This window comes from Roseovarius litoreus (genome assembly GCF_900142765.1).
Classification (GTDB): Bacteria; Pseudomonadota; Alphaproteobacteria; order Rhodobacterales; family Rhodobacteraceae; genus Roseovarius; species Roseovarius litoreus.
In genome coordinates this window covers 1-12513 of sequence record NZ_FRCB01000020.1, presented here as the reverse complement: position 1 = coordinate 12513, position 12513 = coordinate 1, and the positions used below count along the sequence as shown (strand labels likewise).

Genomic DNA, 12513 nt, shown 5'->3' with positions numbered 1-12513 from the left:
GTGCGCAGGGTTTCCTGCGCCTGCTTCACGCCGATCGACACCGCGATCACCTCATCGGCCTTGCCGGCCTCTTTCAGGCGGATGGCCTCTTCCACAGCGATCTCGTCGAACGGGTTCATCGACATTTTCACGTTGGCAAGATCGACACCGCTGCCGTCCGCCTTGACGCGGACCTTGACGTTGTAGTCGATCACGCGTTTGACAGGCACAAGCACCTTCATTGGCATGGTCTCCCTATGGATGGTTGAAGCGTCGCGGGGCGACTCTTCGGAATGCTCTCGGGGGTTTGATACTGGTTTGTACCAGCGGGAAACAGGGTAAAATCGTCACGTTTGCGTCCCGCGACGTCGCGTTTGCGGTTTTGGATCGAGAAATTCCGCCGCAGGCAGGTGCGGCTCAGGCGGCGATTCCGTGCCGCGCGGCCAGCTCGCCGAGAACGGACGAGGGCGGGGGCACCCCATCGAACTTGATTTTGAGAAGCTGTCGGCAGCGGCGCCCATAGAAATGGATGGAGACGGTATCGTCGCGCACGAGGTTCCATGTCAGGGCGGCGCGGCGGAAATAGAGCCGCCGTTCGGCGAAGCCCACGGGGTAGAGCACATGGGGCTCGAGCGCATGGCGGAACTCGTCGTGTTTCTTGAGGAAATGCGAGAGCGCGCGCGGCCCCCAGACGCCCCAGGGCATTTCGGAGACATGCATCGGATCGCCGGCGTCGTGGCGTGCCTTGATCTCGCGGACCTGCGCGCGGCGCATCCAGACGGGGATGGTGTATTCATCGTCGCACATGTCGATCAGTGCCTTGAGCGTGGGCGAGGACGCGGGCAGGGCGAGCACGCCATTGGCCACCACGTCATCGTTTTCACGCCCGAAGAAATACCCGTCCTTGGGCAGGAAGGGCTTGAGGCAATAGGCATCGGTATCCGACCAGATCAGCCCGTCGTGACGGGCCAGAAGGTGGTAGCGGAACTTGTCGGAATAGGGCGCGGGGCTGCCGGTACGGTCATGGCGCAGCATGGTGTCGGGATGCGGCAGGATGTCGGAGGCGGGGGCCATTTCCACACCGTCGGGCACGCCTTCGACCTTGCCGTAGGAAAACAGGACCACCTTGTGACCGGCATCGACGAAGGATTTGGTGCAAAGCCGCTCTATGAAAGACAGCGGCGGGCCATCCCAGAACATGGCCACGGTGGGTAACGACATATGGGCGTCCTCGTACTGATCGGCCCGAAGGTGGTCCGGGTGGGCCAATAGGGTAGGGCTAGCATGATTGCCCGAACCGCTCCAGATCGGATTCGCTACGCCGGGTGAAGGACTTGCTGGATGTTCCCCAAAGGCCACTGGCCTGTATCGGGCACGTCACCGGGCCTTGCGGCCCGGCTCGGTTTGTGTGGCGCTGACAGAGGTCAGCGGTTCGCGCCCGGCTTTCGGCCCGGGGCTTCGCCCTTCCGGTCGCCGGGCCGTCCACTGGACGCCCCGCCGCTGTCGCGAGACGCGTCAGCGGTTCGCGCCCGGAACCCACAACACGTCGGAGGTGCCGCCGTCATTCGAGACGCGGGCGGCGACGAAGAACCAATCGCTCAGGCGGTTGAGGTATTTGACCGCATCGGGGTTCACCTCTTCCATGGTGGCAAGCTCCACGGTCAGGCGTTCGGCGCGGCGCGACACGGTGCGGCACAGGTGCAGATAGGCCGCAAGCGGGGTGCCGCCGGGCAAAATGAAACTGCGCAGGGGTTCCAGCGTCTTGTTCATCGTGTCGATTTCCGACTCGAGCCGGGTAACCTGATTGGCGGTGACACGCAGGGGGGTATACTCGGCCTCGGCATCGCGGGCCATGTCGGGACGGCACAGATCGGCGCCCAGATCGAAGAGGTCGTTCTGGATGCGGGCCAGCGCCTCGTCGGTTTCGCCCTTGGCATGCAGGCGGGCGAGCCCGAGGGTCGCGTTCACCTCATCGACGGTTCCATAGGCGGTGACGCGCATGGAATGTTTCGCCACCCGCGCGCCATTGCCGAGAGCGGTTTCGCCGTGGTCGCCTGTCTTGGTGTAGATCCTGTTGAGAACCACCATGTCACTGTCCCCCCTGTCTGCGGATGAAAACGAAAAGTAGGATGAGGATCACCGCGACGAATTGCGCGATGATGCGCCAGCGCATGAACTTGTTCGAGCGCTTGGCGTTGTCGAGACCTTCCTTGCCGAAGGTGCCGATGCCCAGTGCGAGGATCACGGCCACGCCAAGGCACGCGGCGGCGGCAATGAGGAAGAGCGGATCTGTCAGCATCGGGTCGGGCTCCTTCGAATCGGGTCTTTGGCCCATCTAGGGTGCCGCGACCGAAAAGCGAAAGCGAATTTTCCCCTGCCGCATGTCATGCGGGGCCATCAGGTCCGCGAGAGCACCCAGTCCAGCGCGCGGGTCGGCAGGATGCGGCGCAGAAAGCCCATCATGTAGGTGGGCGTCGTGACGTAATAGCGGGGCCGGGGCCGGGGAGAGGTGAGCGCATGGATCAGTTTCGCGGTCACTGCAGAGGCGGGCAGTTCGAACCTGTCGGGGGTGCCGCTGTCCTTGTAGAGCCGCTTGCGCAGTTGGTCGCGATAGGCGTCGGCGCGCGGGGATTTTTCCCAGTCGATCCAGCGCTCGAAATGCGGAATCGAGTTCACCCGGATCTTCGAGGTGACGGGGCCGGGTTCGATCAGGATGACATGAATGCCGGTATCGCGCATTTCGATGCGCAGCGTGTCGGTCAGCCCTTCGAGCGCGAATTTCGTGGAATTGTAAGCGCCGCGCCATGGCAGCGTGACGAAGCCCAGCACCGAGGAACATTGCACGATACGGCCATGGCCCTGGGCGCGCATCACCGGGATCACGCGACGCGTAAGCTCGTGCCAGCCGAAGAAATTGGCTTGAAAGATGTCACGCAGCGCATCGGTGGGCAGGTCTTCGACGAGGCCGGGGCAGCCGAAAGCGCCGTTGTTGAACAGTGCATCGAGCGTGCCGCCTGTGGCTGAAAGCACTTCGGACAGGCCCGAGGCGATGGTCGCCTCGTCCTGATAGTCGATCAGCGGGCTGTCGAAGCCTTCGGCGATCAGGCGCGCGCAATCCTCGGGGCGGCGGCAAGACGCGAAGACGCGCCAGCCCTGCGCGCGAAGGCCCAGGGCGGCGTCATATCCGATGCCAGAAGAGCAGCCGGTGATGAGGATCGTTTTCTGGCTCATGGCTGCAAGCTATGGCCGCAAGTGCAGGGCGATGCAATCAGTTTGCCGATGCGGTCACCAGGCTGTCGGCCATCCATCCGACGCGTCCGGTTTCAACCACCCGAAGCTTGAGCCAGCCATTGCCGGGATCCTGTAGCACAGCCACCTCCTGACCCCGGGTGAGCCGGGCGATGCGGTCATATTGCGTGCCGGGACCGGCGCGCATGTTGACGGCGGTGCCGGAGATGGCGCGAATATCGTCGGGTCGATCAGTCGGTGCAGTGTCGAGGCGGATCGGGTCCGACAGGCCGCGCAATGTGAGGCCGGCGATCTCGGTCTGGGCCACGGCGGCGGTGACAACGGTCTCTGCGGGTTGCGCGGTGATGACCGGCAGGCCGATCGCGGGAGCGGCAAGCGTGTCGCCATTGGCGGAGGCGAGCGTGACCAGCGATTGCGGCCCCGGCTCGAGACCGGGCTCTGTTCCGGGCGCGGCTTTGCGAGCTGCGGTGTCCTGCGCCACGGGCTCAACCGCCGGGGCGACCCCGCCGGTGCCGGCCACTTGGGTCACATGCGCACGCACGGGTCGCGCCACCGGGCGCACATCATCCAGAAGCGCACGGGCCTGAATGGAATTGGTGCGGGGTGTGTAATCGGCCCCGCCGCTCAGTTCGTAAAATGACCATCCCAAAAAGGCAAAAGTCACTAAAATAAAGCGCCACATGCGCGTCCCCCCAGTACCGAACGTTTTCATTGTCCGTGCAGCAATAAAGCGAAGGCGCGTGCAGCATGCGCCCTCATCGGACCCAGCTATCATAAACGATTCGCATCGAGGATGTGGCGGAATCTTGCCGGATGTCACAGTTTTTGAAATATGTGTTGCCGGGGTGGGCGCGCGCTCTGGTGGCGCGGGCCGGTCGCTGCTAGCCGGGTCGAGGCTGACAGTGAGGGGAGGGTCGCGACTATGGGCGGCGGTTTGCAGAGAGCCGGATATTTCCTTGCCGCGGCGTTGCGGGAATATGCGCCGGGTGCGTGGGCCGTGGCGCGCAAGCGACTGGCGGCGCGGCTGCCCGAGCGTCTGGAGGACTTGCCGAGCGATGTGCTGGAGCGGGTGGCCTATTACAATCGGCTGATTGTGCCGGTGGATGATCTGCCGCCGGTCCGGTTGGGCGATATGTCGATCGGCACCACGGATCGCAGCGGCAAGATGTATTACATCGATCTGATGCGCGATGCGCAGGGGTTCGGGCCGGAGTTCCGCATCGCACCGCTTTTCGGGGATGTGACCCATGTGCCTGATGCGCCGTCGCTGGTCAAAAGCCGGCCGATCGCGGGCGATGTGGCGCATTCGGTTCTGTTGCCGCTGGATGCGCTGCGGCATTTCCACTTTCCCAAGGACAGCCGGCGCTGGGCCGACAAGCGCCCCACGGCGGTGTGGCGGGGGATGCTGAACGGGCAGGCGCCGAGGATCGCCGCCGTGCAGCTTTATGCGGACAGCCTCGTGCATGATATCGGGCAGGTCCACGAGGCCGAAGGGCTGGCGCCGCCGAAAGGCTGGCTGAGCATCGCGCAGCAGCTCGAGCATCGGTATGTTCTGTCGCTCGAGGGCAATGACGTGGCGACCAATCTGAAATGGATCATGGCGTCGAACTCGGTCGCGCTGGCGCCGAAGCTGGAATACGAGACCTGGTACATGGAGGGGCGGCTGGAGCCGGGGGTGCATTTCGTGCAGATCCGCGCCGATCTGAGCGATCTGGACGAGCGGATCGCGTGGTGCGAGGCCAACCCGCAGGAGATGGAGCGGATCGTACGCAATGCGCAGGCCTGGGTGCGACAGTTCCGCGATCCGGCGCGCGAAAGGCTGATTGCGGCGCTGGTCTTGCAGAAATACGCGGAGTTTACCGGCGGGCTGGGCTTGACCTCCTCCCCTGTGAGGCTGTTTACGTAGATCAAGCACGAACACGCGGCGGGGGCTGGCCTTGATCCCTGCCCAGAGGGTATCAAGAGCAGCATGAGCGACCTGATCGACGACGGGGCCGAGCCCGCAACCGAATTCGCAGAGCCGCTGCGCCGCGCGATTGGCGAGCGGTATCTGACCTATGCGCTGAGCACGATCATGCATCGCGCGCTGCCCGATGCGCGTGACGGGCTGAAGCCGGTCCATCGGCGCATCCTTTACGCGATGCGCGAGCTGCGCCTGTCGAGCACCGGGGGCTTCCGCAAATCCGCAAAGATCAGCGGCGACGTGATGGGCAATTACCACCCGCATGGCGATGCCGCGATCTATGATGCGATGGCGCGTCTGGCGCAGGATTTCGCGGTGCGTTACCCGCTGGTGGACGGTCAGGGCAATTTCGGCAATATCGACGGCGACAACCCTGCCGCCAGCCGCTACACCGAAGCGCGCATGACGGCGGTGGCCGAGGCGCTGCTGGACGGGCTGAACGAGAACGCGGTTGATTACCGGGACAATTACGACGGCACGCTGCGCGAGCCGATCGTGCTGCCGGCGTCCTTTCCCAACCTGCTGGCCAATGGCTCGTCGGGGATCGCGGTGGGCATGGCCACCAACATCCCGCCGCATAACATTTCGGAACTGGTGGATGCCTGTTTGCATCTGATCAAGGTGCCCGATGCGCGCGACGATACGCTGCTCAATTACATCCCCGGACCGGATTTCCCGACCGGCGGCGTGATTGTAGAGCCGCGAGAAAATATCGCGCAGGCCTATCGCACCGGGCGCGGCGCGTTCCGGCTGCGCTGCAAATGGGAGGTCGAGGATCTGGGCCGGGGCCAGTGGCAGATCGTTGTCACCGAGATCCCCTATCAGGTGCAGAAATCCAAGCTTGTGGAAAAGCTGGCCGAGGTGATCCAGACCAAGAAGGTGCCGATCCTCGCGGATATTCGCGATGAAAGCGCCGATGACGTGCGCATGGTGCTGGAGCCGAGGTCCAAGAACGTGGACCCCGAGGTGCTGATGGGCATGCTCTTTCGCAACTCGGATCTGGAGGTGCGCTTCAGCCTGAACATGAACGTGCTGATCGACGGGGTGACGCCCAAGGTCTGTTCGCTCAAGGAGGTGCTGCGCGCCTTTCTGGATTTCCGGCGCGAGGTGCTGGAGCGGCGGTCGCGGCACCGGATGGCCAAGATCGACAACCGTCTCGAGGTTTTGCAGGGGCTGATCACCGCTTTCCTGAACCTCGACCGGGTGATCGAGATCATCCGCTATGACGACGATCCCAAGGCCGCACTGATGTACGAGGATTGGAGCACGCCGCATCAGGCCACGCTGAGCCGGGCGATGAGCGAAGCCGACTACCGCTCGCCGCTGGAGGGTGTGGATATCGCGCAGCTGGTGCTGATCGCGGATCCCGAGGCCGAGGCGATGGGCGTTCTGGCGGAAAGCACCGCCGCCACGCCGCGCGAGGTGCCGCACAGCTATGCGGGCCGCGAGAACGGGCTGTCGGATGTGCAGGCCGAAGCGATTCTGAACATGCGCCTGCGCAGCTTGCGGCGGCTGGAGGAGGATGCGCTGGTGCGCGAGCGCGACACCCTGATGGAAGAGCGCGCGGGGCTTGAGGATCTGCTGGAGGACGAGACGCTGCAATGGGATGCGATCTCGGAGCAGCTGCGGCAGGTCAAGAAGACATTCGGGCGCGACTACGTGCTGGATGGCAAGAATGTGGGCGTGCGCCGTACCCAGTTCGCCGAGGCCGGAGAGGTCGAGGAGGTGCCGCTGGAGGCGATGATCGACCGGGAGCCGATCACGGTGGTGTGCTCGAAGATGGGATGGATCCGGGCGATGTCGGGTCATATCGACCTGAGCCGGGAGTTGAAGTTCAAGGATGGCGACGAGGGGCGCTTCGTGTTCCATGCCGAAACCACCGACCGGCTTCTGGTGTTCGGCACCAACGGACGGTTCTACACGTTGAGTGCCGCCAACCTGCCCGGCGGGCGCGGTATGGGCGAGCCGCTGCGCCTGATGGTGGATCTGCCCAACGAGGCCGAGATCGTCGATCTGTTCATTCATCGCCCCGGCGCAAAGCTGTTGGTGGCGTCAAGTGCGGGCGACGGTTTCGTGGTGCCCGAGGACGAGGTCGTGGCCCAGACCCGAAGCGGCAAACAGGTGCTGAACGTACGCGACGATGTACGCGCGAAAGTCTGTACCAAGGTCGAGGGCGATCACGTGGCCTGCGTGGGCGAAAACCGCAAGGTGCTGATCTTTGCGCTCGATGAGCTGCCTGAGATGGGGCGCGGCAAGGGGGTCCGTTTGCAGAAATACAAGGATGGCGGGCTGAGCGATGCCACCACCTTTGCGTTGGCCGACGGTTTGAGCTGGCGCGATCCGGCGGGCCGCACCCGCACCGAGACCGATCTGGCCGAGTGGACAGGCAAGCGCGCGAGCGCGGGCCGCATGGCCCCAAGGGGCTTCCCGAGGGACAACCGCTTCACCTGATTTTCCTGCGAATCGCCGCTCTGTTGCCATAAACTTTGCCAAAATTCGGGATATCCCGAGCGTGTCGATCCGCCTGAGCCACAACGGGTGCGAGTGCAACGCGAGAGGTAACGATATGGCGACGCAGACGATGGCAGAGCCCGAAAAGGTTCTGCATGGGCAGTATGACGGAGAGCGCGGCGCGCTTCTGCGGCTTGCCGTCGTGACGGCGCTGCTGACCACGGTGACATTGGGAATTTACCGGTTCTGGGCCAGAACGCGCATCAGGCGCTATGTCTGGTCGTCGATCAGCGACGGGCGCGACAATTTCGAATATACCGGTACCGGGCTCGAGAAATTCCTGGGCTTCCTGATGGCGGTGGTGCTTCTGGCCGTGTATCTGGGCGTGGTGCAGATGATCCTGTTCTATTTCGGCCTGACGCTGTTGGGTGAGCCGCAGACACCGGAACAGGCGATGCTGCAGTCGGTGGCGTTCTCGATCACCTTCGTCGCGGTCCTGCCGCTGATCTTTTTCGCGCAATACCGCGTGCGGCGCTACAAGCTGGCGCGTACGCGCTGGCGGGGCATCCGCTTTGGCGCCGAGAAAGGCGCATGGGGCTATGCGTTTCGGGCGATGGGGCATTGGTTGCTGACGATCCTGTCGCTTGGGCTTTTGCTGCCATGGCAGACATGGCGGCTGGAGCGCTACATGACCGACCGAAGCTGGTACGGAGACGCGCCGTTCCAGCAGGGGGGCAGATGGACCGCCCTGTTGCCGGCGATGAGCCATATCTATGCCGGTCTTTTCATCATGATCGGGGGCGGCATGGTGGCGGGGCTTCTGGGCCAGCCGGAAAGCGGTGGCGCGGTGGCGGTGCTTGGCTTTGTGTGGTTGCTGGTGGGCATCGTCGTTTACCGGGTGAAGGCGTTCATCTACCTGACCGAGAACAAGATTTTGGACGGCAATATCTGGTTCGAGCTGCACATCCGCGCGACGCCCATCGTGTCGACCGTGTTCCTGGGTGGTCTGATGGTCGGAATTATTACCGTGCTGATCTTCGGCGGGCTTGGGGCTGCGGTGATGTTCCTGCTGGTGCCTGCGGTGATGCTGGGAGAAGGCGCGGTGTTCATCGCCGTGGTGGCGATCGGGGCGCTGTACCTTCTGGCATATGCGGTCTCGGCCTCGCTGGTGCTGGTCTGGATCCTGCAGCCGATCATCCATCAGGTGGTCGAGGCGGTCACGATCCGCAATGCCGACGAGTTGGATTATATCGAGCAGCGCGGCCATGACACCGGCGCGGATGCCGAAGGTTTCGCAGATGCGCTGGATGTGGGTGGCGCGATCTGATGCCGGGTGTGGCGGCACGCTATTTCGACGGGCAGAGTGCCGGGCGGCACGAGGTTGAACTGGTGCTGGACGAGGTGGGCGGGCAGCTGGTGTTCGATGGTCCGACCCTTGGGGATGGCCCGCATCACTGGCCCTTCGCGCGGCTGCGCACGCAACGGGACCAGGCGCGTAAGGGCGGGCTGACCCTGATGTTGCACGCGGCAACCGATGACGAGGCGCCGCGGGATCCCGCGCGGCTGACGTTGAATGATCCGGGCAGCATCGCGCGGCTGCGCCGTCTGTGCCCCGATCTGGACAAGCGCGACCTGCACCCCGGCACATGGGGACGGATCGTCCGGCGCGGTGCGCTGGCCGTGGCGGCCGTGGGGCTGATCCTTTTCGTGATCCTGCCGCGCATGGCCGACACGATGGCAGACCTGATCCCCATCGAGCGCGAGATCGCCTTCGGCAAGGCGGTGACCGCGCAGCTGGAACAGGCGCTCGGGGCAGGGCGTGAAGATGGGCTGACCTGCGATGATCCGGCGGGACATGCAGCGCTTGCGCGGATGCTCGTGCGGCTGACCGAGGGCCGGGACCTGCAGTATGATCTGCAGCTCAGGGTGTTCGATCACGAGATGGTCAATGCATTCGCCGCGCCCGGAGGTCAGGTGGTGATCCTGCGCGGATTGCTGGATGAGGCCAGCGGCCCCGATGCCGTGGCCGCCGTGCTGGCCCATGAGATCGGCCATGTGGAACGGCGCGACGCCACGCGCCATGCGCTGCGCGCGGCGGGATCGGCTGGGATCTTGTCGATGGTGCTGGGGGATGTCACCGGCGGCGCCTTTGCGGTGTTCCTCGGAGAGCAGCTGATCCAATCGAGCTATAGCCGCGAGGCCGAGACCAGAGCGGACCAGTTCGCGCTCGAGATGCTGAACGCGGCACGGGTGGACAGCGCTGGCATGGCCGAGTTCTTTGATCATCTCGGCGAGATGGAAGGCGGGGGCCTGCGCCTGCCCGAATATCTGGCAAGCCATCCGCCAAGCGCCGACCGTGCCGAGGCCGCGCGCCGGAATGCCGATGTCCAGGGGGCGACCATGCCCGCGCTTGGGGATCAGGACTGGCAGGCGCTGAAGACAATCTGCGACTGATGGCGCGTCATGGCTGCGGCATCGGTTCCGCCTCGAGCCAGACGCCGCCTTCGGGGCGCAGGGTCAGGATCATGACGGGGTCCGGGTCGCGGCCCGGCACGCGCGTGAACCGAAAGCGCGACAGCAGCGTGGCAAGGATGATGACCGCCTCCTGAAGGGCGAAGCTGGCGCCGATGCAGATGCGCGGCCCGTCGCCGAAAGGCAGATAGGCGTAACGGTCGATCGCCTTGCGATCCGCGAACCGCTCGGGTTTGAAGCTGTCCGGATCCTCCCAGAGGCGGCTGTTGCGGTGCAGCGCATAAATCGGGATCATCACGGTATCGCCGGGGCGCACCTCGGTTCCGCACAGTGTGTCGTGCTGCATCGCCGTGCGCGACACGACACCTGCAGGTGGATAAAGGCGCAGCGCCTCGTCGATGATCTGGCGGATGAAGGGCAGGCGGGCCACATCGTCGCCGGTGGCGGCGCGGCCCTGCAGCACGGATTGGGCCTCGGCGCGGGCGCGGTCCTGCACGCTCTGGTCGAAGGCGCAGAGATAGAGTGACCAGCCAAGCGTCAGCGCGGTCGTTTCGTGGCCGGCGACGATGAAGGTCAGCAGGTTGTCGCGCAACTCGGCGGTGGTCATGCGGCGCCCGGTGTCGGGGTCTTCGCCATCCATCAGAAGATCAAGGAGATCCGGCACGGCGTCTGGCTCGGTCTGGCTGCGCGCGCGGCGGGCTTCGATCGCCTCGTCGGCGACGCGTTTCATTTGGGCCACGGCATCGCCCGACATCACCCGCCCCGGACGCGGCACCCAGTCGGGAAAGCCCAGGATGTCGAACAACGAGATTTTGCCCGCCTGTGCGATATAGGCGTCGATCCCCTGATGTACGGCATCCGCCGCAAAGCCGCCATCGCCCGAAAAGGTCACGTCGGCGATCACGTCGAAGGTGGTGCGCACCATGTCCGCGGCCATGTCGACGGCACGCGGACCGGCGGCAGTGATCCGGTCGCAACTGCGGTCTGCGGCGGCGCTCATGATGGGCGCGAGGTTCATGACGTTGCGATGTGAAAACACGGGCGCTGCCGTGCGCCGCTGCCAGCGCCAATGCGCGCCTTCGGCGATGAAGAGCGACTCTCCGATCGCGGGCCGCAAGAGCGCCTTGGTGATGACCGACTTGGGATAGTTGTCGACCTCTTCCAGAAGCATTCGGCGGATCGCCGTAGGCTCCATCACCATGTGCCAGCGCTTGCCGGTTCGGCCCGAGACGATCGGCTCGGTCGTGGCGAGGCGTGGAATGATGCCCAGAATGTTGCGGCGCGACGCCTGAAGGCTTGCGAGGATGCCCATCGGCTCATCCACCAGCGGGACATGGACGGGCAGCGAGATGTCGGTCGGGATCATGGCGTCCTCAAACGGTGTCCATGGGAATATAGGTGGCGCCGGGTGCCGGGCAACGCGCCGCCCAAATCGTTGCGCATGAGGGGCGCGTGGGGTATGGGGCGCAAAGATGACCTGAAGGGGACGAAGATGCTGCGCCTTTTTGCCATGCTGGCCATGATGACGATCGTTGCGGCCTGCACCAATCCCGATGATCTGGATGAAGCTCCGGTCTATCTCGGTGATTTCAATCTGGCGCATAACGTCGTGGTGGCGCCCAATCTGACGCGGGGGCCGGTGTCGCGCGAGGCCACCGAGGAAGAGTGGATCGAGGCGATGACCAGCGCCATCGACGAGCGGTTCGGACGCTACGAGGGCACGCGTCTTTATCATCTGGGCATCAGCGTCGAAGGCTATGTGCTGGCGATACCGGGTCTGCCGTTGGTGGCGTCGCCGCGCTCGGCCCTGATCTTGCGGGTCACCGTCTGGGACGATGCCAAGCAGGAGAAGCTGAACGCGGAGCCGCATCAGGTTACGGTGGTGGAAAGCATGTCGCCCCGCACCATGCTGGGCTCGGGCCTGACGCAGACCAAGGCGCAGCAGATGCGCAATCTCAGCCGCAATGCCGCCAAGCTGATCCAGAACTGGCTGGTGCGCGAGAATGCCGAGAAGGGCTGGTTCGAAGGCGGTGAGCGGGGCCGCGCCGAGGCGCTCTCCGCGCTGCAGGCGATCGAGGCCGCCGAAGCGGCGCAAGCTGCGGCGGAAGCGCCCGGCGAAACACCCGAACCCGCCAGCGCCGAGAGCGATGTGGCGCCCGAGGAAGACATTGGCGAAACACCCGTCATCGAGTGATGGCGCGACCCTCGCACGAACTGCTTGATTTTCACCCCGCAAGCCAATAAATGGCGCGCGGAGCATCAAACGGGCCGGATGGCCCCCCAACTGAACAAGGCGCCCGGAGACATGGCAAAGGAAAAGTTTGACCGCACGAAACCGCATGTGAACATCGGCACGATTGGTCACGTTGACCACGGCAAGACGACACTGACGGCGGCGA

General features: G+C 64.5%; 13 protein-coding genes. 6 read left to right on the top strand and 7 right to left on the bottom strand.

The features are described from left to right. The 6 genes from F3H35_RS18600 to F3H35_RS18575 all read right to left on the bottom strand — a co-directional run. Positions 1-221, bottom strand: a 221-nt coding sequence (locus tag F3H35_RS18600) for an electron transfer flavoprotein subunit beta/FixA family protein (protein ID WP_394852322.1), incomplete at its 3' end; no start/stop codon positions are given. 175 nt (positions 222-396) lie between these two features. Further along, the gene (locus tag F3H35_RS18595; protein ID WP_149781025.1) at positions 397-1200 is read right to left on the bottom strand and encodes a hypothetical protein; all 804 of its coding nucleotides are present in this window, start codon (positions 1198-1200) and stop codon (positions 397-399) included. Positions 1201-1494: 294 nt separating this feature from the next. Beyond that, on the bottom strand, positions 1495-2067 hold the full coding sequence (locus F3H35_RS18590; protein ID WP_149781024.1) for a cob(I)yrinic acid a,c-diamide adenosyltransferase: 573 nt from the start codon (positions 2065-2067) through the stop codon (positions 1495-1497). Position 2068: 1 nt separating this feature from the next. Continuing rightward, positions 2069-2278: a twin transmembrane helix small protein gene (locus F3H35_RS18585; protein WP_007812922.1), complete on the bottom strand. Its 210-nt coding sequence runs from the start codon at positions 2276-2278 to the stop codon at positions 2069-2071. 98 nt (positions 2279-2376) lie between these two features. Next, positions 2377-3210, bottom strand: coding sequence for an SDR family NAD(P)-dependent oxidoreductase (locus tag F3H35_RS18580; RefSeq protein WP_149781023.1), 834 nt, complete (start codon positions 3208-3210; stop codon positions 2377-2379). A gap of 37 nt (positions 3211-3247) precedes the next feature. Further along, positions 3248-3877: an SH3 domain-containing protein gene (locus F3H35_RS18575; protein ID WP_223228488.1), complete on the bottom strand. Its 630-nt coding sequence runs from the start codon at positions 3875-3877 to the stop codon at positions 3248-3250. Positions 3878-4150: 273 nt separating this feature from the next. Between F3H35_RS18575 and F3H35_RS18570 the strand changes: the two genes are divergently transcribed. The 4 genes from F3H35_RS18570 to F3H35_RS18555 all read left to right on the top strand — a co-directional run bounded on the left by F3H35_RS18570 (position 4151) and on the right by F3H35_RS18555 (position 10096). Further along, positions 4151-5134 carry a glycosyl transferase family 90 gene (locus F3H35_RS18570; protein WP_149781021.1) on the top strand — a complete coding sequence of 328 codons (984 nt, stop codon included), beginning with the start codon at positions 4151-4153 and terminating at the stop codon, positions 5132-5134. A 63-nt stretch (positions 5135-5197) separates the two neighbouring features. Further along, positions 5198-7642: a DNA topoisomerase IV subunit A gene (locus F3H35_RS18565; RefSeq protein ID WP_149781020.1), complete on the top strand. Its 2445-nt coding sequence runs from the start codon at positions 5198-5200 to the stop codon at positions 7640-7642. Between the two features lie 115 nt (positions 7643-7757). Then, complete coding sequence (locus F3H35_RS18560; RefSeq protein WP_149781019.1) at positions 7758-8969, top strand: DUF898 family protein; 1212 nt, start codon at positions 7758-7760, stop codon at positions 8967-8969. Then, entirely contained in the window at positions 8969-10096 is a 1128-nt protein-coding gene (locus tag F3H35_RS18555; protein ID WP_149781018.1) for a M48 family metallopeptidase, read from the top strand. The genes F3H35_RS18560 and F3H35_RS18555 overlap by 1 nt, the downstream gene beginning before the upstream one ends. Before the next feature lie 7 nt (positions 10097-10103). Here F3H35_RS18555 and F3H35_RS18550 read toward each other — a convergent pair whose 3' ends face one another. Beyond that, positions 10104-11480, bottom strand: coding sequence for a cytochrome P450 (locus F3H35_RS18550; RefSeq protein WP_149781017.1), 1377 nt, complete (start codon positions 11478-11480; stop codon positions 10104-10106). Positions 11481-11606: 126 nt separating this feature from the next. Between F3H35_RS18550 and F3H35_RS18545 the strand changes: the two genes are divergently transcribed. Beyond that, positions 11607-12308, top strand: a complete 702-nt coding sequence (locus tag F3H35_RS18545) for a hypothetical protein (protein WP_188130041.1) — start codon at positions 11607-11609, stop codon at positions 12306-12308. A gap of 78 nt (positions 12309-12386) precedes the next feature. After that, positions 12387-12513 (top strand): GTP-binding protein (locus F3H35_RS18540; protein WP_262975149.1); only part of this gene is annotated, 127 nt, incomplete at its 3' end.

Excerpts from the sequence above, each read along its gene's own strand:
- F3H35_RS18595 (WP_149781025.1), bottom strand. The coding sequence starts at position 1,200 with ATGTCGTTACCCACCGTGGCCATGTTCTGGGATGGCCCGCCGCTGTCT.
- F3H35_RS18590 (WP_149781024.1), bottom strand. The coding sequence starts at position 2,067 with ATGGTGGTTCTCAACAGGATCTACACCAAGACAGGCGACCACGGCGAA.
- F3H35_RS18585 (WP_007812922.1), bottom strand. The coding sequence starts at position 2,278 with ATGCTGACAGATCCGCTCTTCCTCATTGCCGCCGCCGCGTGCCTTGGC.
- F3H35_RS18580 (WP_149781023.1), bottom strand. The coding sequence starts at position 3,210 with ATGAGCCAGAAAACGATCCTCATCACCGGCTGCTCTTCTGGCATCGGA.
- F3H35_RS18570 (WP_149781021.1), top strand. The coding sequence starts at position 4,151 with ATGGGCGGCGGTTTGCAGAGAGCCGGATATTTCCTTGCCGCGGCGTTG.
- F3H35_RS18565 (WP_149781020.1), top strand. The coding sequence starts at position 5,198 with ATGAGCGACCTGATCGACGACGGGGCCGAGCCCGCAACCGAATTCGCA.
- F3H35_RS18560 (WP_149781019.1), top strand. The coding sequence starts at position 7,758 with ATGGCGACGCAGACGATGGCAGAGCCCGAAAAGGTTCTGCATGGGCAG.
- F3H35_RS18555 (WP_149781018.1), top strand. The coding sequence starts at position 8,969 with ATGCCGGGTGTGGCGGCACGCTATTTCGACGGGCAGAGTGCCGGGCGG.
- F3H35_RS18550 (WP_149781017.1), bottom strand. The coding sequence starts at position 11,480 with ATGATCCCGACCGACATCTCGCTGCCCGTCCATGTCCCGCTGGTGGAT.
- F3H35_RS18545 (WP_188130041.1), top strand. The coding sequence starts at position 11,607 with ATGCTGCGCCTTTTTGCCATGCTGGCCATGATGACGATCGTTGCGGCC.